Source organism: Cupriavidus sp. 10L45, assembly GCF_056395225.1.
This window is the reverse complement of sequence record NZ_JBFTJC010000007.1, coordinates 236256-256401: the sequence shown is the minus strand read 5'-3', so window position 1 is coordinate 256401 and position 20146 is coordinate 236256. Positions and strand designations below refer to the sequence as shown.

Below are 20146 nucleotides of genomic sequence, written 5' to 3'. Positions count from 1 at the left end.
GATAGCGCAGCCGACATGGCGATGGCTCGGCCGGCTCAGGCCGCCGAGTCGTCGTCCAGCAGCGAGGCGCGCTTGCCGCGCTTGAGCCAGGCCGCCAGGTTGTGCGGACGCAGCGTGTCGTATTCCTCGAACGGCTGGTGGATCCAGGGGTTCGACGGCAGGAACGTCACATGGTAATCCGGCTCCACCTTCGAGCACGCCTTGTACCAGAGCACGGCCGAGCGCACGTCGGTCACGGCCGGATAGCGCTCCTTCAGGTGGCGGCCCACACGTTCCAGCGTCACGCCGGAATCTACGAGGTCGTCCACGAGCAGGATCTTGCCGGACAGCTCGCCGCGCGTCATCGTGATGTACTGGGCGATGTCGAGATCGCCCTGCTGCGTGCCCGCCGCCTCGCGGTAAGAGCTGGTGGCCAGGATGGCCAGCGGCACGTCGAAGATCCGCGACATCTGGTCACCCACGCGCAGGCCGCCGCGCGCCAGGCACAGGATCTTGTCGAACTTCCAGCCCGACTCGTGCACGTTCAGCGCCAGCCGCGCGACCAGGCGGTGGTAATCATCCCAAGAGACCCACAGGTTCTCTTCGTCATTGGTAGGCAGGTTCATGATCTGTTTCTTCTCTCAGGTCAGGTCTCTGGTCGATGACCGATAGACAAAGCCGATAAAGCTTCGGCCCGCATTCCGCGGGCCGATTGGCTTGGTGAGGCCGCGACACTCGTGGCGCCGCGATCATGCTCACGGGTAATACCGATACGTCAGGCCACCTGGTACGGGTGGCGCAGCAGGATCGTTTCGTCGCGGTCCGGACCGGTCGAGATCATGTCGATCGGAATGCCGACGACTTCCTCAATCCGCTTCAGGTACACGCGGGCCGCCTCGGGCAGCGCGTCCCATTGCTTCACGCCGAACGTCGACTCGTTCCAGCCCGGGAATTCCTCGTACACCGGCACGCAGGCGGCCACGGCATCCGAGCCGCGCGGCAGGATGTCGACGGTCTTGCCGTCGAGCTCGTAGCCCACGCACAGCTTGATCGTTTCCAGGCCGTCCAGCACGTCGAGCTTGGTCATGCACAGGCCCGAAACGCCGTTGATCTGCACCGAACGCTTCAGCGCGGCGGCGTCGAGCCAGCCGGTGCGACGCGGACGGCCGGTCACCGAGCCGAATTCCTTGCCGACGTTGGCCAGGCGCACGCCCACGGCGTCCTGGCGCGCGGGGTTGTCGTTGTCATACAGCTCGCTCGGGAATGGGCCCGCACCGACGCGCGTGCAGTAGGCCTTGGTGATGCCGAGGATGTAGTTCAGACGGCCCGGGCCGACGCCCGCGCCCGCTGCAGCCGCACCAGCCACGCAGTTGCTCGACGTGACGAACGGATACGTGCCATGGTCCACGTCCAGCAGCGTGCCTTGCGCGCCTTCGAACATCAGGTTGCCGCCGCTCTCGTTCACGGCGTACAGCTCGGCCGACACGTCCGCCACCATCGGCTTCAGGCGCGGCGCGTACGACAGCATCTCGTCGAGAATCTGCTGGTAGTCCACGGCTTCGGCGCCCAGGTACTGGGTCAGCATGAAGTTGTGGAATTCCACGTTCTCGCGCAGGCGCTCGGCGAAGTGCTTCGGATCGAACAGGTCCTGCACGCGCAGCGCGCGGCGGGCAACCTTGTCTTCGTAGGCCGGGCCGATGCCACGACCGGTGGTGCCGATCTTGGCGGCACCACGGCGCGCTTCGCGGGCCTTGTCGATGGCTACGTGGTACGGCAGGATCAGCGTGGTGGCTTCGGAGATGCGCAGGCGGTTCTGCACCTGGAGGCCGGCGGCCTCGAGTTCCTCGATCTCACGGAAGAGTGCCTCGGGCGACAGCACAACGCCGTTGCCGATGTAGCAGACGGTGCTCTCGCGCATGATTCCCGACGGGATCAGTCGCAGGATGGTCTTCTTGCCGCCGATGATGAGCGTGTGGCCAGCGTTGTGGCCGCCCTGGAACCGCACCACGCCTTTTGCATGATCGGTAAGCCAATCGACGATTTTCCCTTTGCCTTCGTCACCCCACTGGGTTCCGATCACGACGACATTGCGTCCCTGGCCTACTGCGGATGCGGACATGTTGAATTGGTCAGAAGGTTAAAAACGTATTCTACTCTCGTTGCCGGACGGTTCCCGATTTTCGGGCGCACGTATGACACCGCGACAGCGATTTTGCGCCGAAAAAAGGCGCAAAAAGTCACATGGAGAGCGGAGGAAAATGCCGGAACGCGTCGTGCGAACCGGCTGAATCGGGTCTTAGCGCGGTACCACCACCCAGGCATCGCCCTGACGAACCAGCTGCCGGTCGCAGTTGAATTCATCGAGCTCATGAGTATGGCCGGGCAGCGACTGAATCACGATCTCGCCGGTCGCGCGCAGCGACGCGATGGTCGTGCGCAGGCCCGGATCGGCGTCCCACGGGGCGTAGATTGCCAGCGCGCGGACTTCCACCGGCGACAGTGCCGCCACCTCGCGCAGATCGAGCGAGAAGCCGGTAGCCGGGCGCGCGCGGCCGAAGGCCTCGCCGACCTTGTCGTAACGGCCGCCACGGGCCACGTAATTGGGCAGACCCGCTACGTAGGCCGTGAACATCACGCCGCTGTGATAGTGGTAACCGCGCAAATCGGAAAGGTCGATGTTCACGCTGGCGCCGCGTACCTGCGCGGCCAGCGCCGACAGCTCGTCCAGTGCGCGGCCGATGGCCGGGCTGGCCGGCAGCGTCGCGCGGGCGCGCTCGATCACCTCGACGCCGCCGTAGAGCGTCGGCAGGGCCAGCAGCGCGTCGCGCTCGGTCTGGGGCAGGCCTTCGGTCAGCACGCGCAGTGCGGGCACGTCCTTGGTCTCCAGCGCGGCAAACATCGCGTCCTCGATCTTGCGGATCGACGGCAGGCCGTCCAGCAGCGCCTCGAGGATGCCGGCGTGGCAGAGGTCCAGCCGCACATTGGTCAGGCCGGCAGCATCAAGGGCGGCCAGCATCAGTTCCTGGATCTCGACGTCCGCTTCCAGGCCGGCATGGCCGTAGATCTCGGCGCCGATCTGCAGCGGCTCGCGCGTGGCATGGAAGCCGGCCGGGCGCGCGTGCAGCACGTTGCCGGCGTAGCACAGGCGCGTCACGCCGGGACGATTCAGCAGATGGGCGTCGATGCGCGCCACCTGCGGCGTGATGTCCGCGCGCAGGCCCATGGTGCGGCCCGACAGTTGATCCACCAGCTTCAGCGTGCGCAGGTCCAGGTCATGCCCGGTACCGGTCAGCAGCGACTCCAGGTACTCGAGCATCGGGGGCATGACCAGCTCGTAGCCATAGGTGCGGAACAGGTCCAGCATGCGGCGGCGCAGTTCTTCGATCTTGCGCGCTTCCGACGGCAGGACGTCGGCAATGTTTTCGGGCAGGAGCCAGTGGTTGGACATGGTGAATCTCTTCTCTCAAAAACGGTTTCAGGCCGGCTGGTCTGACCGGCCGGCCTGGCTATCCGGCGCGGACGGCGGCGCACTTCGGCGCGGCCCCTCCAGCCGGACAAAACCCCGGGCGGGCCGGGGTTTTGTCGAACGCACGCGAGTCTGCGCGTGCCGCCCTACTTCTTGCCTGCGGGTGCGGCAGCCGGACTTCCGCCGGACGAGCGCATATAGCGGAAGAAGTCGGAATTGGGCTCCAGCACCATCACGTCACGCTTGTCGCGGAACGTGTTGCGATAGGCCTCCATGCTGCGCCAGAACTGCGCGAAGCTCGGATCCTTGCCGAAGGCATCGGCATAGACCTGCGATGCCTTGGCATCGCCCTCACCCTTGACCACCTGGGCGTCGCGATAGGCCTCGGCCAGCAGCACCTCGCGCTGGCGGTCGGCATCGGCGCGGATCTTCTCGCCCTCTGCGGCACCGGTGGAACGCAGCTCGTTCGCCACGCGCTTGCGCTCGGCTTCCATGCGGCGGTAGACCGATTCGCTGATGGCGGGCAGCAGGTCCACGCGCTTCAGGCGCACATCGAGGATCTCGACGCCCACCGACTGCGCGTACTCGGACATGCCGGCACGAATGTTCTGCATCACCTTCTCGCGCTCGCCAGCGACTACGTCAGCCACGGTGCGCTTGCCAAACTCCTCGCGCGCCACGGAGTCGATCCGCTGCGTCATGCGATCCTGGGCGCCGCGCACGTTGCCGTTGAACGCCACGAAGAACTTGCGCGGATCGGTGATGCGCCATTTGACGAACCAGTCCACCACCATGCTCTTCTTCTCGGCGGTCAGGAAACGCTCGCTGGCGGCCACGTCGATCGTCTGCAGGCGGCGGTCCATGAAGACCACGTTCTGCAGCGGCGGCGGCAGCTTGAAGTGCAGGCCGGGCTCGCGCACCACCTGCTTGATCTCGCCGAACGCGAACACCACGGCGTACTGGCGCTGGTCGACCACGAACAGCATCGACGACACCACGGCCAGCAGGATGAAAAGTCCAATCGCGAAGGAAATCAGTCGGTTCATGACGGGTCTCCTCAGCGCGAATCGCGGTCGCGGTTGCGCATGCCTTCGCGCGACCGGATGTCGGTGCCTGCCTCGGGCACGGGCGGTGCGCTCGTGCCCGGCGTCGGCGCGGGCGTGGCGGCGGTGCCTTGCACCTGCGACATCAGCTTGTCCAGCGGCAGGTACAGCAGGTTGTTGCCGCCCTTGGCGTCGATGAGGATCTTGTTCGTGTTGGCGTAGATCTGCTGCATGGTTTCCAGATAGATGCGATCACGCGTCACCTGCGGCGCCTTCGCGTATTCCGTCTGCACCGAGCGGAAACGGGCCGCATCACCCTCGGCCTGCGCCACCACGCGGGAGCGGTAGCCCTCGGCCTCTTCCTTGAGGCGGGCGGCAGTACCCTTGGCACGCGGCAGGATGTCGTTGGCGTACGACTGGCCTTCGCTGATCGCACGCTCGCGATCCTGGCTGGCCTTGTTCACGTCATCGAACGCAGCCTGCACCTGCTCGGGCGGCTGCACGCTCTGGACGTTGACCGAGATCACGCGGATGCCGGTCTTGTACGCGGACAGGATCGTCTGGATCGACTTGGCCAACGACTGCGCAATCTCCTCGCGGTTCTCGTACAGCACCGCATCCATCTTGTTGCGGCCCACGATCTCGCGCACCGACGTCTCGGCGGCCTGCGTCACCAGTTCCTCATCGCCACCGCGGTCGGTCTTGTTGAAAAACAGGAATTCGCCGGCGTCCTGGATGTCGTACTGCACCGTGAAACGGACGTCGATGATGTTCTCGTCCTGCGTGAGCATCGACGAGTCCTTGAGGTTGCTGTCCTTGATCGACGTGGCACGGCCCACTTCCACCGAGCGCACGTTCGACAGGTTGACCACCTCGGCCGACTGAACCGGCCAGGGCATGCGCCAGTTGATACCGGGGCCGGTCGTGTACTTGAACTTGCCGAACTGCAGGATCACGGCGGTCTGGCCTTCCTGCACCATGAAGAAGCCGCTGGCCAGCCAGATACCGACCACGGCCGCCACGATGATGCCCATGCCGATGTTCGAACCCTTGCCCGGCGTACGGGGGCCGTTGCCGAAGTTCGGGCCACCCCCGCCGTTGTCCTTGCGGCCCAGCAGGCCGTTCAGGCGGCGGTTGAAGTCGCGCCACAGTTCGTCGAGGTCGGGCGGGCCGTCCTGCGGCCGCTGGTTCTGCTGGCGATTCTTATCCTTGTCCTTGTCTTCATCGTCCTGACCGTTACGGCCCCAGCGGGGATCGTTCAGCGAGAAGATGGCGCGCAGGCGCGACCAGCCTGCAGGATGCAGGGCTTGGCTGCCTGGCACAGAGCGCGAGTCAGGATTCCGTTGGAACAGGGGCATGAAGTGCACGGGTCCGGGAAGTTTGGAACAGGGGGATTCTAGCAGTCATCTTGATCACTTTTGCTCAAAATCCCCAATCGGGTGGCGAATCTCGCTGAACAACAATGAGATTGCCTGCTTAATTCGCGCGCGGAGGGTCCGAATCGGGGTCATCTGGGGCATCTGGGCCCTCCCGGCCGTCCGGTTCGAACATGGCGTCGTCGGCCAGCCCCGGCACCTCGGCCAGGCGCGGGTCGTACGGCGCCGGCGCATCGGGTTGCTCCGCCAGCCAGCGCGCCACATCGACGATGGCCTCGCGCAGCACGTCGAGCCCCACGCCCTCGCGGGCGGACAGGAACACGCGCTTCGGCACGCCATCCTCGTCGCGCTCCACGCGCGGGCCCTGCTCAAGCAGTTCGGGCGCGGCGTCGATCTTGTTCATCACGACGATCTGCGGGATATCCGACGCGTTGATCTCGGCCAGCACGCGGTTGACCTGCTCGATCTGCTCATGCCGCACCGGGCTGGAGGCATCCACCACGTGGAGCAGCAGGTCGGCGTGCACGGTCTCGTCCAGCGTGGCGCGGAACGCCGCCACCAACTGCGTCGGCAGGTCGCGGATGAACCCGACCGTATCCGACAGCACGACATTACCCAGGCCCTCCAGGAACAGACGGCGCGACGTCGTATCGAGCGTGGCGAACAGCTGGTCGGCGGCATAGGCGCGCGCCTTGGTCAGCGCGTTGAACAGCGTGGACTTGCCCGCGTTGGTATAACCCACCAGCGAGATGCTGAGTGTGTCGTTACGCGCGCGGGCACGGCGCTGCGTATGGTGCTGGCGCTGGAGCCGCGACAGGTCGGCTTTGAGCCGCTTGGCGCGCTCATCGAGCATCCGGCGGTCCAGTTCGATCTGGCGCTCGCCGGGGCCGCCGCGCATGCCGATACCGCCCTTCTGCCGCTCCAGGTGGCTCCATGCGCGAACCAGGCGCGACGCCTGGTACTGGACCTGGGCGAGCTCCACCTGCACCTTGCCGACGTGGCTTTGCGCACGCTGGCCGAAGATGTCGAGGATCAGGCCAGTACGGTCGATGACATGCCGGTTCAGGAATCGCTCCAGATTCCGCTGCTGGGCGGGACTGAGCGCGTGGTTGAACACGACGATGTCGGCGTCGAGCGCGTCGGCCGCTTCCTTGAGTTCCTCCGCCTTGCCGGAGCCGATGAACAGCGCGGGGTCGGGACGCGAGCGCTTGCCCGTCAGCGTATGCACCGGCAGCGAGCCGGCCGTGGAGGTCAGCAGCGCCAGTTCGGACAGGCTTTCCTGGAAATCATGCTTGCCGAAATCCACGCCCACCAGGATGGCGCGAGACGGATCGGTATTGGAGGTAGCTCTGGGTTGCAAGCGGGAGGACGCGAAGCGCCTGAAGGAGAAACGGTTGTTAATACAATGGCCGGCTGCGGCAACGTGCCGCGGCGGATGGCACCATCCGCGTGGGACGGTACTGAAGAGGGAAGGCACGGTGCTGCGGCCGCATCGCAATGCGGCCGGCAGCGAGAGAGGAAGTATCAGCCCTCGGGGGAGTCATCCACGCGGAAGTTGACCGCGCGCGCAGGCACGACGGTGGAAATCGCATGCTTATAGACCATCTGCGTCACGGTGTTACGCAGCAGGACGACGTACTGGTCGAACGATTCGATGTTGCCTTGCAGCTTGATGCCATTGACGAGGTAGATGGAAACCGGCACGTGCTCTTTGCGCAGCGCGTTCAGGAACGGGTCTTGTAGCAATTGCCCTTTGTTGCTCATGGCACACTCCAAAATTATAGATTTAGTGATGGATGATGGGGACAAAAGTCCCCGGTTCAAGTCAGTTGGCGCAAAACCGCGCCAGAAAAAAGATCAAAACGGTACCAGGCTGGCATCAACGTGCAGGGCTTCCCCTGCTACCGTGAATTTAGCCTCAGTTCCAAACGAACGCAAACGAAACTTGGCCGCGAAGAAAGGCACCATTGCGCCTCATTCCTTCGAGTCGGCGTACGGGTTTTTGTTCGTACGAAATTCGATGCGCAGCGGTGTGCCCTTGAGTTTGAACGCTGTCCGGAAGCGGTTTTCCAGATAGCGACGATAGGTCTCGGCCACACCTTGCAGCGCGTTGCCGTGCACCACGATGATCGGCGGATTCGAGCCGCCCTGGTGCGCGTAGCGCAGCTTGGGGCGCGACGCGCCCACCCGCCTGGGCTGCTGGAACTCCACCGCTTCGGCCAGCACACGGGTCAGCTGCGGCGTGGGCAGCTTGACCATCGCGGCGGCGTACGCCTCATCCACGGAGCGCAGCAGCGCGCCGATGCCGGTGCGTTCGCGCGCGGATACGAAGTGGAAATTCGCGAAGCTCAGGAATTGCAGCTTGCGCTCCAGGTCGTGCTTGATGCGGTCACGCGCGTGGCCGTCCAGTCCGTCCCACTTGTTCACGCCCACCACCAGCGCCCGGCCGGATTCGACGATGAAGCCGGCGATGTGCGCGTCCTGCTCGGAAATGTCCTGCTGGGCGTCGAGTAGCAGGACGACCACGTTGGCGTCGGCAATCGACTGCAGCGTCTTGACCACCGAGAACTTCTCGATCGCCTCGAACACCTTGCCGCGCTTGCGCAGGCCAGCCGTGTCGATCAGCGTGTACGGCTTGCCGCCCCGCTCGAACTCCACATAGATCGCGTCACGCGTGGTGCCCGGCATGTCGAACGCGATCACGCGCTCCTCGCCGATCAGCGTGTTGACCATCGTGGACTTGCCCACGTTCGGGCGCCCCACGATCGCGATCTTCACGCCGCGATGGCTCTCATCCGTCTGCTCGGCGAGCTCCGGACGCTCCTGCACGGCCATCTCCAGCGCCTCGTCCACGAGTTCGCTCACGCCGTCGCCGTGCGTGGACGAGATCGCATAGGGGTCGCCCATGCCGAGTTCGTAGAAGTCCGCGGCTACCGAGGTGTACTTCATGCCCTCGGCCTTGTTCACGGCCAGCATGATGCGACGACCGGTCTTGCGCAGGTAGTCGGCGATCACACGGTCCTGCGGCGCCAGGCCCAGGCGGCCGTCGACCAGGAAGATGACCACGTCGGCCTCGACCACGGCCTGGCGCGTCTGCTTGGCCATCTCGGCCACGATGCCGTCCTTGGCCACGGGTTCGAAACCACCCGTGTCGATAACGATGAACGGACGCTCGCCGATGCGGCCTTCGCCGTAGTGGCGGTCGCGCGTGAGACCCGGCAGGTCGGCCACAAGGGCGTCCCGGGAGCGGGTCATGCGATTGAATAGCGTCGACTTGCCCACATTCGGGCGTCCGACGAGTGCGATAACTGGTTTCATGCAATAAACGGAAACGGGGGGCGGCATATGCCGTCCCCCGGCAACTCCGGAGTCATGTTGATCCGACAACCATCGCACGGATTACCGCGCGGCTGGCCGTATTCCCTGAAATGGGGCTTCCTGTCGGGCGCGGAACCGGGGCGAATCGCCACCTTCCGCAGTTGCTGGCACGACCAGGGATCATGCTACCGGATTGGCGCCGGCCGTGCGACAGGGGCACGGCCAGGCTTGCGTGCGCTGGCGATCAGTTCGGTACGAAACCGAAGATATCACCGTCGCGGGTCTGTACGACCAGCGTCTGGCCGGCCACGACCGGCGCTGCGCTGACGGCGCTGCCGTCGGTCTTCATGCGGGCCACGATCTGCCCGTCTTCACGGGACAGGAAGTGGACAAAGCCCTCGAAATCGCCCACCACCACCGAGCGGCCGAGCGCGATCGGCGCGCCCAGGCTGCGATAGCGGAGCTGGTCGTTCTTCCAGCGCTCGTTGCCGTTGGAACGGTCGAACGCGAAGAGGGTCGAGGTTTCGTCGCTGGCGAACAGTGACGTTTCATCCTGGGCCAGCCCGGTCGGCGAGGAGAAATCCTTGCCCCACTGCGGCTGGCCGTTGGCCAGTTCCAGGCACGACACACGGCCCTGGAAGGTCGTGGCGCACACCTGGCGGCCATTGACGGCCGGTACGCCGGTCACGTCGTTGAGCCGTTCGATCTCGGACACGCCCTTCGGATACGACACCGTGCTTTCCCAGCGCAGCACGCCGTTGCCGGGTGCCAGCACGCCGAGCTTGCCGCCCGGGAAGCCCATGACGATGCCGTCGCCAGCATAGACCATGCCCATGGCGGCGCGCAGGTTCAGCGGGGTCTGCGAGCGCTGGTAGATCCAGCGGCGGTCGCCGGTCTGGGCGTCGAGGCCGATCACACGCGTATCGGTCGTGCGCACGACCACGAGGCCGTTGCCGACCAGCGGCGCCGACAGCACCTCGCCGTTGACCTGCTTCTTCCAGATCTGCTTGCCGCTGGTGTCGAAGGCGTAGATCGCGCCCTTCTCGCCGGCCACAGCCGTCACCGAGCCGTCCGAGCCGGGGCCCGAGGTCAGGTCGAGGTCGGTCTTGGCCTTCCAGAGCGTACGCCCCGAATTGCCTTCCAGCGCCAGCACGGTGCCGCCCTTGGACGACACGTATACATTATTACCAGCCGCCACCGGGGCCATCACGTACGGGCCGCTCTTGCCCACGTCGGCCTTCCAGGCCTGCTTGACGGACAGCGTAGCCGAAATCGGTTTCAGCTCGGTGGGCGGATGCTTGTTTTCCTTGCCGAACAGCGAGCAGCCGGCCAGCGCGCTCACGCAGGCGCCGGCGACTACCACGCGGGCGACACGGCGAGACACCACGGGAGACAGCGAACAGATGGCGGCGGCGCGGAGCAATGACGTCATAGGGATACGATCCTAAGGATTATTCGATGTGCCGCTCAGGCCGTGCCCAGCGCGTCGAGCTTGAACTGGATGATCTGGCGCATACCACCTTCATCGGCGCTCAGCTTCTCCAACGCTTGGCGGTAAGCAGTGCGAGCGTCGTCGCGCTTGTCCTGCGCGGCCAGCAGGTCGCCCCGGCGGTCAGCGAACAGTGCCTCGAACTGGGCGGGCGGCGTGTCCTTCAGCAGCGCGAGGCCCTGGTCGTACGCCTTCTCGTCGAGCAGCACGCCGGCCAGACGCACGCGCGCCAGCGGCGCGTACTCGTCGCCACCATGATCCACGGCCCACTGCAGCTGCGTCTTGGCGCCGGCCAGATCGCCCGCATCGTACAGCACCTTGGCCGCCACGAGCGCGCTCATCGGACCATAGGCCGTACGGCCGAACTTGTCCTCGAGGTCGGTGGCGGCGCGCTTCACGCGGTCCGCGTCGCGGGCCTCGGCAGCCTTGGTGACCTGCTCGTACAGCAGCGCGGCATCGCGCGCCTGCACGCGCTGCCAGTAGTTCCAGCCACTCCAGGCCGCGAAACCGAGCAGCGCGGCAATCACGATCCACGTGATGATGTTGCCGTACTGGTTCCACCAGGCCTTCAGGCTCTCAAGCTGTTCCTGTTCTTCTAGATCGTAAGCCATGTCTCGCAAGCCATGTCGCGGCAGTTACCCGCAAAGGTTGATAAGTCCGGCCGTCCCCCGGGATCGGCCAGGCTGGATACCGCTGAATTCGCTTATTGTTCGTCTTCCGCGTCGTCCGCGGTGTCAGACTCTGTCGCGTTGATCATCGCGTCGATGATGTGGTCCACCACCGCTTCGGCCGCAACGCTTGCCTGCGGGCCGCCGTCACCAGCGCTGCCGCCACGCAGCTGCTTGACCTGCATCACGCCGGCCGCCACTTCGTCGTCGCCAATAATAACGGCAAAGGATGCGCCACTTGCGTCGGCGCGCTTCATCTGCGACTTGAAGCTGCCGCTCTTGCCATCCGGCGTGGCATGCACCACCACGTCCAGGCCGGCGTCGCGCAACCGCTCGGCGACGATCATGGCCTGCTGGCCGGCCGCCTCACCCTGGTGGACCAGATAGACATCGCAACCTGGCGCTTCCGGCGCGAGCTTCTCTTCGCGCATCAGTTCGATGATCCGCTCGATGCCCATCGCCCAGCCGCAGGCCGGTGCGGGCTTGCCGCCCATCTGCTGGATCAGCGGATCGTAGCGACCGCCGCCGGCAATGGTGCCCTGCGCGCCGAGCTTGTCCGTGATCCACTCGAACACGGTCAGGTTGTAGTAATCGAGCCCGCGCACGAGGCGCGGATTGATCTTGAACGGAATATTGTTGGCCAGCAGCAGGCGCTGCACGCCCTCGAAGTGGGCCAGCGACTCCTCGCCCAGGAAGTCGATCAGCTTGGGCGCGTTGGCGGCCATTTCCTGGAGCGCCGGATTCTTCGTGTCCAGCACGCGCAGCGGATTCGTGTAGAGGCGGCGCTTGCTGTCCTCGTCGAGGATGTCCTGGAAGCCCTCGAGGTACTTGATCAGTTCCTCACGGTGGGCCGCGCGCTCATGCGCCTGACCCAGCGAATTGAGTTCCAGCCGCACGTTGACCAGGCCCAGGTCGTCCCACAGGCGCTGGCACATGAGGATGATCTCAGCGTCCACGTCGGGGCCGGCAAAGCCAAGTGCCTCGGCGCCAAGCTGGTGGAACTGGCGATAGCGGCCGCGCTGCGGACGCTCATGGCGGAACATCGGACCGGTGTACCAGAGGCGCTTCGGGCCGTCATAGAGCAGGTTGTGCTCGATGGTCGCGCGCACCGCCGCCGCCGTGCCTTCCGGGCGCAGCGTCAGGTGCTCGCCGTTCAGCGCATCGGTGAAGGAATACATCTCCTTCTCGACGATGTCCGTCACCTCGCCAATGCCACGGACGAACAGCTGCGTATGCTCGACGATCGGCGTGCGGATCTGCTGGTAGCCGTAGGCACGCAGCATGCTGCGTGCGGCATTCTCGAACATTTCCCACAGCGGGGCGTCGGCGGGCAGCATGTCGTTCATGCCCTTCACGCCCTGCAGTGCCTTGGCGGCCTTCGTCTTCTCTTCGCTCATATCCGTTTCGTTACCTGCGGTGTTGCCTGCCTCGCTGCGATGCAGCCGGGTTCAGGCCACCGATTCTTGTACTTGCTGCGTGGCGCCGGGACCGTAGTGCGTGCGCACGTACTCGTCCACGATCGCCTGGAATTCCTCGGCAATGCGTTCGCCGCGCAGCGTCTTCACCTTGACGCCATCGACGAACACCGGCGCCGCCGGCGACTCGCCCGAGCCCGGCAGCGAGATGCCGATATTGGCATGCTTGCTCTCGCCGGGGCCGTTCACGATGCAGCCCATCACGGCCACATCCATTTCCTCGACGCCCGGATACGCGGTCTTCCACGTCGGCATCTGCTCGCGCAGATACGACTGGATGCTGGACGCGAGTTCCTGGAACGTGGTGCTCGTGGTGCGACCGCAACCCGGGCAGGCAATCACCATCGGCGTGAAATTGCGCAGCCCCATGGTCTGCAGGATTTCCTGCGCCACGTAGACTTCCTTCTCGCGCGCCGCGCCCGGTTCCGGGGTCAGCGAAATGCGGATGGTGTCACCAATGCCTTCCTGCATCAGCACCGACAGCGCGGCCGTCGAGGCCACGATGCCCTTGCTGCCCATGCCGGCTTCGGTCAGGCCCAGGTGCAGCGCGTACTCGCAGCGGCGGGCCAGCTCGCGGTACACCGCGATCAGCTCCTGCACCTGCGAGACCTTGCACGACAGGATGATCTGGCTACCCGGCAGGCCGATTTCCTCGGCCTTCTGCGCGGACTCGATCGCCGACGTGATCAGCGCCTCGACCATCACGCTCTGCGCGCCCCAGGGCACGGCACGGGCGGCGTTCTCGTCCATGATGCGGGCGAGCAGGTCCTGATCCAGGCTGCCCCAGTTCACGCCGATGCGCACCGGCTTCTCGTAGCGGCACGCCAGCTCGATCATCTCGGCGAACTGCCGGTCGCGCTTGGCGCCCTTGCCGACGTTGCCGGGGTTGATCCGGTACTTCGACAACGCCTGTGCGCACTCGGGATAATCGTGCAGCAGCGTATGGCCGTTGTAGTGGAAGTCGCCGACCAGCGGCACGTCCACACCCATGCGGTCCAACTGTTCGCGGATGGCCGGCACGGCGGCGGCGGCCTCGGGCGTGTTCACCGTGATGCGGACGATCTCGGACCCGGCGCGCGCCAGTTCCTTGACCTGGATCGCGGTACCGATGGCATCAACCGTATCCGTGTTCGTCATCGACTGCACACGGACCGGTGCGCCACCACCCACGGTGACGATATTGTCGCCCCACACTACACGCGCCTGGCGCGATTGCCGGCGCGGCAACGAACCCGGCAGGACCGGCTGGGAAGCCTTCTCGTTCATAGCGTTACCACCTTGTTGCATCGCTTGATGCGCCACCCGACTGCATCACTGCAGCGTCAGGCGCGCCACATTATTTCGGTTGGCTGACTGGAAATCGACGGGCGCGCCATTGCGCGTGATCGATTCCACACCCTTCACATTACCCAGGATCATCTTGTACGGGCCACCCGCGCCGCTGCCGGCAGCGGTATCGCCGGCCTTGGCGGTGCCGCCCAGGATAATCTTGCCGGTGCGGTCACGCACCTCGTACCAGGTGTCCGCCGAGAAGCGGATCTGGATCGTGCCGTCCGCAGCCGTGGTGGCCGTGGCCGCAGGCGTCGCCGGGACAGGCTTGGTCGTTTCCGTCACGGGCGTCGCCGTGGCGGCCGGAGCGGGCTTCGTTGCAGCGGGTGCCGACGGCGCGGCGGGTGCCGACGGCGCGGCAGGTGCCGCCGAAACGGCATCCGAAGTGCCCAATGCGCCACCCGTTGCCAGCGGCAGGCCGGCCACGGTCGTGGGCGGTGCCTCCGACGGCGCCGGGGAATCGTTACCCGCCATGACCGGCGGCAGCGCTGCAGTCACCGTACCGTCGCCATGGCTCTGCGCCGTGGTGGGGTCTTCCGTGACAACGGCGGCGGCCGGCGCTTCCGCGGCGGCTTGCTCACGCGATTCCCACCATGCACGGGCGTGGTCGAAGCCGAAATAGCCACCGGCGCCCAGCACCACGAGCACGAAGAACAGCCACACCCAGCGGCCGCCCGCCCCGCTCGAACTCTTCGAGCCGAAGCGCTTGCGGTCGTCGAACGTCTGGTTGATCGCACCTTCGCGGCGGCGCGTGATTTCCTGCACCGGTGCGGTCTGCGCCTGGGCGTGATACTGGCCCAGCAGCGCGTCGATATCGATATGGAGCGTGCGCGCGTAGGCCCGCATCACGCCCTTGGCGAACGTTACGTCAGGCAGGCTCGCCACGTTGCCGGACTCGATGGCCGCCAGCTTGGCCGACGCCACCTTGAGCCGCGCGCTCACGTCCTCCAGCGACAGACGCTGCGTCTGGCGTGCTTCTTTCAGTTGCGCCCCGATCTCGCGGGCCACGGCCTCGCGGTCGGAGTCTGTCGCGCCACTGCCGACGTGACCCGTCGTCGCAGCCTCCAAGGCGCGCTCTTGTTCACTCATCCCAAGCTCCTCTCTCGTAGGCCGTCAGCTCGCGCGAGTCGGGAAACCGGTTGCGGAGTTGCGACAGCAGCGAATTCTGTGTCGCTGTGTCGCCCTGACGGCGTGCAATACGCGCTCCCAGCCAGAGGGATTGCGCGCTGACAAACCGGCTGTTGTTGACCTTGCCGGCATATTCCTGTGCTTGTGCGAAGTCGCCGCGCTTGTAGTTCAGCAGCGCCAGGTTCGTATTGACCGACGGATCGCTGCGGTCATAGCCATACGCGGTCTGGAGGTTCTTTTCCGCCGCCACCATGTCGCCGTTGCGCAGCTCGCAAGCGCCGAGGTTGGTCAGCGGCTTGACCGGGCCGTTGGCGGACGGCGCCTGCACCGCGCGCTGGAGCGTGGCCTTGCCCTCGGCAAAACGGTTGGTCAGGCAGAGAAACCAGCCGTAGTTGTTGAGCACGTCCGGATCGTTGGCACGCATCGAGAGCGCCGTGCGGAAGCTATCCTCCGCCAGCGCGTTCTCGTTCATGCCCATATAGATCAGGGCGCGCACATGGTAGGCGTCCACGGAGGCCGGATCGATCGCGATGGCCTGCTTCACCTCGTCCAACGCCACCGGATACTGGCGCGCGTCAAGATATTGCGTAGCCAGTTGCAGCCGGATGGCGGCGCGGCGGCTCGCTGCGGTCTGGTCGGAGGCGGTCTTGATGTCCTGCGAAGGCGGAGGCGGCAACGTGCAGGCGGACAACATCATCAGCCCTGACAGGGCTGCGACAATCAGACGGGTCATGCAGGACGGGCCTCCCGAGATTGACCGGCGGCAACCACCGGCACCAGTGGCGTGATCTTGCCGAACTTGCCGCGCTCGGCCAGACGGGTCCGATCCATGACCTCCCCGGCCAGCTGACCACAGGCGGCGTCGATATCGTCGCCGCGGGTCTTTCGGATCGTGGTAACGATGCCCGCGTCCATCAGCACCTGGGCGAAGCGGCGGATCTGCTCGTTGTTCGAGCGCTTCAGGCCAGATTCCGGGAACGGGTTGAACGGGATCAGGTTGAACTTGCACGGCACGTCGGCCACAAGCTTCAGCAGTTCCCGCGCGTGCTCGACGCCGTCGTTGACGCCATCGAGCATGCAGTATTCGAAGGTGATGAAATCGCGCGGCGCGAACTCGAGGTAGCGGCGGCATGCCGCCATCAGTTCGGCCAGCGGGTACTTCTTGTTGAGCGGGACCAGCATGTCCCGCAGCGGGTCGTTCGACGCATGCAGCGACACCGCCAGCGCCACCGGCAGGTCTTTCGACAGGCGGTCCATCATCGGCACCACGCCGGAGGTGGACAGCGTGACGCGGCGGCGCGACAGGCCGTACGCGTGGTCGTCGAGCATCAGGCGCATGGCCGGCACCACGGCGTCGTAGTTGAGCAGCGGCTCGCCCATGCCCATCATCACCACATTGGAGATGACGCGCTCGTCTTTGGGGCCGCGGCCCAGCTGGGCACGCATGGCGAACTCGGCCATCCACAGCTGGCCGATGATCTCGCCAGTCGACAGATTGCGCGAGAAACCCTGCTTGCCGGTCGAACAGAACCGGCAGTTGACGGCGCATCCAGCCTGCGAGGACACACACAGCGTGCCGCGCGTGTCCTCGGGGATGTACACCGTCTCCACCGCGTTGCCAGCGCCCACGTCGAGCAGCCATTTGCGCGTGCCATCGGTCGACACGTTGTCGGTGATGATGGCCGGCGAGCGGATCTCGGCGCGCGTGGCGAGCTTTTCGCGCAGCGACTTGGCGAGATCCGACATGGCGTCGAACTGGCTGGCACCGAACTGGTGGATCCAGCGCTGCAATTGCCGGGCACGGAACGGCTTCTCGCCGAGCTCGCCGCAATAGGCGGTGAGCGCGTCCGCGTCGAGATCGAGCAGGTTGACGAGAGGGTTCATGACGGCAATTCCAGCTTTACTTCAGTACAGGTCGTGATGTCAGGGACAATCAGCGGCCGTAAACGTTCATACCCGGGAAGAAGAAAGCCACTTCCTGAGCCGCCGTTTCCGCGGCGTCCGAGCCGTGCACGGCGTTGGCGTCGATGCTGTCGGCGAAATCGGCGCGGATCGTGCCCTTTTCAGCCTTCTTCGGGTCCGTGGCGCCCATCAGGTCGCGATTCTTGGCAATGGCGCCTTCGCCTTCCAGGGCCTGGATCATCACCGGGCCGGAAACCATGAAGTCCACCAGGTCCTTGAAGAACGGGCGTGCCTTGTGCACGGCGTAGAACTGCTCGGCTTCACCGCGCGACAGGTGAACCATCTTGGCAGCAATGATCTTCAGGCCAGCGGCCTCGAAACGGGCGTAGATCTGGCCGATAACGTTCTTGGCCACGGCATCCGGCTTGATAATCGACAGGGTGCGTTCGATCGCCATGAAAAACTCCGAAAAATGAAGGGGTTACAAATGGATTAAACGTGCAATTCTAGCACGAGACCAAGACGGATTCGAGCGCGTGACCCGTTCGCCCCGTTGTGAGCCCTGGCGCACGATGTTGCGGCGCAATAAGTAGCGTAAAATACACTTTTTGGGTGCGCAGCCGGGGAACGGAAGGCCCAAAGTCTCGTCCAATGTTTGCGAAATCGGAAAACAACCAGGCCAATGCGTTATTGTTAAGACAAAGGCCCTTGCAAAACCGCCTACGCAATGCCACATTGACGCTGTGCCGCCCGGGTCTCACCCGGCGCCTCACCGAACATTGATGACAGGAGTCACCATGAACAACAAGCTGAACACCTACGGTTTCGGCAACAACGCGGGCGCGACCGATGTCGTCGTCCGCAATCGGGTCCTACGCAACACCTACTGGCTGCTGGCCCTCTCGATGATCCCGACCGTGCTCGGCGCGTGGATCGGAGTGGCCTCCGGCTTCACCCTGATGGCGGGCAGCCCCGGCCTCTCGATCCTGATCTTCTTCGCGGTCGCGTTCGGCTTCATGTACGGCATCGAGAAGACCAAGAACAGCAGCATGGGCGTGGTCCTGCTGCTGGCGTTCACGTTCTTCATGGGCCTGATGCTGTCGCGACTGATCAGCGCGACGCTGTCGTTCTCGAACGGCCCGGCGCTGATCATGTACGCGTTCGGCGGCACGGCGGCCGTGTTTGCCACGATGGCGTCCGTCGCCACGGTCAGCAAGCGCGATTTCTCCGGCATGAGCAAGTTCCTGTTCGTCGGCGTGATCTTGCTGATCCTGGCCAGCGTGGCCAACATCTGGCTGCAGATGCCCGCGCTGATGATCACCGTGTCCGTGATCGCGATCGGCATCTTCTCCGCGTACATCCTGTTTGACGTGCAGCGCATCGTGAACGGCGGCGAGACGAACTACATCACCGCCACGCTCGCGATCTACCTCGACGTCTACAACGTGTTCGCGAACCTGCTGGCGCTGCTCGGCATCTTCGGCGGCAGCCGCGACTGACGCACGACCCGCAACGTTGTTGCAAACGAAAAACCGGCCTTCGGGCCGGTTTTTTCATGCCTGCGCGATGAGCATCGCCGCCGGTCAGTCCCGCTCGAAGACCGCGATCGACTCCACGTGGGACGTGTGCGGGAACATGTTGACCACACCGGCGCCGGCCAGCCGATAGCCGGCTTCGCGCACCAGCATACCCGCGTCGCGCGCCAGCGTGGCCGGGTTGCAAGACACGTAGACGATGCGCTGCGGCAGCACGTCGCTGCCGGCCTGGTTGAGATCACCCAGCGCCTTGCAGACCGCCAGCGCACCCTCGCGGGGCGGATCGACGAGCCAGCGGTCGAAGCGGCCCAGCGCGGCGATATCCTGGGCCGTCACCTCGAACAGGTTGCGGGAGGCGAACGACGTCTTGCCAGCCAGCCCGTTGTACTCGGCATTGGCCAGCGCGCGCGTGGTTAGCACCTCGCTGCCCTCGATGCCCATCACCGATGCGCCCTGCGTGGCCAGCGGCAGCGTGAAATTGCCGATACCGCAGAACAGGTCGAGCAGCCGGTCCGTGGGCTGGGCGTCCAGCAGGCGCAGCGCGCGGCCAATCAGCACACGGTTGATCTGATGATTGACCTGTGTGAAATCGGTCGGCTTGAACGGCATGCGGATGCCGAACTCGGGCAGCGTGTACGCCAGTTCCTGATCGGCCGGATCGAACGGATAGACCGTGTCCGGGCCCTTCGGCTGGAGCCAGAACTGCACGCTGTGGCGGTCGGCGAAGGCGCGCAGCAGGTCCTTATCGGCATCGGTCAGCGGCTCAAGGATGCGCAGCACCAGCGCCGTCACTTCCTGGCCCACCGCGAGTTCGATCTGGGGCATGCGGTCGCGGATCGACAACGCCGCGACCAGCTCGCGCAGCGGCACCAGCAAGGCGGACACATGCGGCGGCAGGATCTCGCAGCGCGTCATGTCGGCCACGTAACTGCTCTTGCGCTCGTGGAAGCCCACCAGCGCCCCGCCCCTCTTCGCCACATAGCGGACGGTCAGTCGCGCACGGTAGCGATAGCCCCAGTCTGGGCCGGCAATTGGACGAAATACGACGTCCGGCCGCACCTTCGACAGATGCCAGAGATTGTCCTCCAGCACGCGCTGCTTGATGGCCAACTGGGCGCGCGCGTCCAGGTGCTGCATCGAGCAACCGCCGCACACGCCGAAATGCTGGCACCCCGGCTCCACGCGCATCACAGACGCCTGCTTCACCTCCACCAGATGGGCCTGCTCGTAGCTCCGCTTGCGGCGGAAACTGCGATAGCTGACCGTCTCGCCCGGCAGCGCACCTTCGACGAAGATCACCTTGCCCGGCGTGCCGTCTTCATTGACCAGGCGGCCGACGCCGCGCGCCTCCATGTCAAGGCTTTCGATCTTGACGATCGGGTCGGGAGACCCCGGAGTTGTGGCGGAAGCGACACTAGACTGCGTCGCCGGCTGGGCG

At 65.3% G+C, this 20146-nt stretch carries 18 protein-coding genes; 1 reads left to right on the top strand and 17 read right to left on the bottom strand.

What is annotated here, in order from left to right; translation table 11 throughout:
- Window positions 1–35: 35 nt before the first annotated feature.
- The 16 genes from AC1DFU_RS15065 to ndk all read right to left on the bottom strand — a co-directional run bounded on the left by AC1DFU_RS15065 (window position 36) and on the right by ndk (window position 17630).
- Entirely contained in the window at window positions 36–605 is a 570-nt protein-coding gene (locus AC1DFU_RS15065; protein WP_092289671.1) for a phosphoribosyltransferase, read from the bottom strand.
- A gap of 149 nt (window positions 606–754) precedes the next feature.
- Window positions 755–2098, bottom strand: coding sequence for an adenylosuccinate synthase (locus tag AC1DFU_RS15060; protein WP_092289673.1), 1344 nt, complete (start codon window positions 2096–2098; stop codon window positions 755–757).
- 177 nt (window positions 2099–2275) lie between these two features.
- Window positions 2276–3427, bottom strand: a complete 1152-nt coding sequence (locus tag AC1DFU_RS15055) for an ATP phosphoribosyltransferase regulatory subunit (RefSeq protein ID WP_441593550.1) — start codon at window positions 3425–3427, stop codon at window positions 2276–2278.
- A gap of 164 nt (window positions 3428–3591) precedes the next feature.
- The gene (gene hflC / locus AC1DFU_RS15050; protein ID WP_092289677.1) at window positions 3592–4491 is read right to left on the bottom strand and encodes a protease modulator HflC; all 900 of its coding nucleotides are present in this window, start codon (window positions 4489–4491) and stop codon (window positions 3592–3594) included.
- An 11-nt stretch (window positions 4492–4502) separates the two neighbouring features.
- Entirely contained in the window at window positions 4503–5846 is a 1344-nt protein-coding gene (gene hflK / locus AC1DFU_RS15045; protein ID WP_092289679.1) for an FtsH protease activity modulator HflK, read from the bottom strand.
- A gap of 118 nt (window positions 5847–5964) precedes the next feature.
- Window positions 5965–7224, bottom strand: coding sequence for a GTPase HflX (hflX, locus tag AC1DFU_RS15040; RefSeq protein ID WP_092289680.1), 1260 nt, complete (start codon window positions 7222–7224; stop codon window positions 5965–5967).
- Between the two features lie 164 nt (window positions 7225–7388).
- Window positions 7389–7628 (bottom strand): RNA chaperone Hfq, encoded by a 240-nt coding sequence (gene hfq, locus AC1DFU_RS15035; RefSeq protein WP_092289682.1) that lies wholly within the window; start codon window positions 7626–7628, stop codon window positions 7389–7391.
- A gap of 210 nt (window positions 7629–7838) precedes the next feature.
- On the bottom strand, window positions 7839–9182 hold the full coding sequence (der, locus tag AC1DFU_RS15030; RefSeq protein WP_092289684.1) for a ribosome biogenesis GTPase Der: 1344 nt from the start codon (window positions 9180–9182) through the stop codon (window positions 7839–7841).
- A gap of 244 nt (window positions 9183–9426) precedes the next feature.
- Window positions 9427–10614: an outer membrane protein assembly factor BamB gene (gene bamB, locus AC1DFU_RS15025; RefSeq protein WP_441593549.1), complete on the bottom strand. Its 1188-nt coding sequence runs from the start codon at window positions 10612–10614 to the stop codon at window positions 9427–9429.
- Window positions 10615–10649: 35 nt separating this feature from the next.
- Window positions 10650–11282: a YfgM family protein gene (locus tag AC1DFU_RS15020; RefSeq protein WP_092289688.1), complete on the bottom strand. Its 633-nt coding sequence runs from the start codon at window positions 11280–11282 to the stop codon at window positions 10650–10652.
- 92 nt (window positions 11283–11374) lie between these two features.
- Complete coding sequence (gene hisS / locus AC1DFU_RS15015) at window positions 11375–12736, bottom strand: histidine--tRNA ligase (protein ID WP_092289690.1); 1362 nt, start codon at window positions 12734–12736, stop codon at window positions 11375–11377.
- A 51-nt stretch (window positions 12737–12787) separates the two neighbouring features.
- Complete coding sequence (gene ispG, locus AC1DFU_RS15010; protein WP_092289692.1) at window positions 12788–14080, bottom strand: flavodoxin-dependent (E)-4-hydroxy-3-methylbut-2-enyl-diphosphate synthase; 1293 nt, start codon at window positions 14078–14080, stop codon at window positions 12788–12790.
- Between the two features lie 45 nt (window positions 14081–14125).
- A complete protein-coding gene (locus AC1DFU_RS15005) occupies window positions 14126–15232 on the bottom strand; it encodes a helix-turn-helix domain-containing protein (protein ID WP_441593548.1) in 1107 nt (368 codons plus the stop codon).
- Window positions 15225–16004, bottom strand: a complete 780-nt coding sequence (gene pilW / locus AC1DFU_RS15000; protein WP_092289696.1) for a type IV pilus biogenesis/stability protein PilW — start codon at window positions 16002–16004, stop codon at window positions 15225–15227. The genes AC1DFU_RS15005 and pilW overlap by 8 nt, the downstream gene beginning before the upstream one ends.
- Window positions 16001–17155: a dual-specificity RNA methyltransferase RlmN gene (rlmN, locus tag AC1DFU_RS14995; protein ID WP_092289698.1), complete on the bottom strand. Its 1155-nt coding sequence runs from the start codon at window positions 17153–17155 to the stop codon at window positions 16001–16003. Before rlmN ends, pilW begins: the two co-directional genes overlap by 4 nt.
- 49 nt (window positions 17156–17204) lie before the next feature.
- Window positions 17205–17630, bottom strand: a complete 426-nt coding sequence (gene ndk, locus AC1DFU_RS14990; RefSeq protein ID WP_092289700.1) for a nucleoside-diphosphate kinase — start codon at window positions 17628–17630, stop codon at window positions 17205–17207.
- 340 nt (window positions 17631–17970) lie between these two features.
- On the opposite strand from ndk, the gene AC1DFU_RS14985 reads away from it, so the two are divergent.
- On the top strand, window positions 17971–18672 hold the full coding sequence (locus AC1DFU_RS14985) for a Bax inhibitor-1/YccA family protein (protein ID WP_092289702.1): 702 nt from the start codon (window positions 17971–17973) through the stop codon (window positions 18670–18672).
- A gap of 84 nt (window positions 18673–18756) precedes the next feature.
- On the opposite strand, the gene rlmD is transcribed toward AC1DFU_RS14985, so the two are convergent.
- Window positions 18757–20085, bottom strand: a complete 1329-nt coding sequence (gene rlmD, locus AC1DFU_RS14980; RefSeq protein WP_441593577.1) for a 23S rRNA (uracil(1939)-C(5))-methyltransferase RlmD — start codon at window positions 20083–20085, stop codon at window positions 18757–18759.
- Window positions 20086–20146 lie beyond the last annotated feature (61 nt).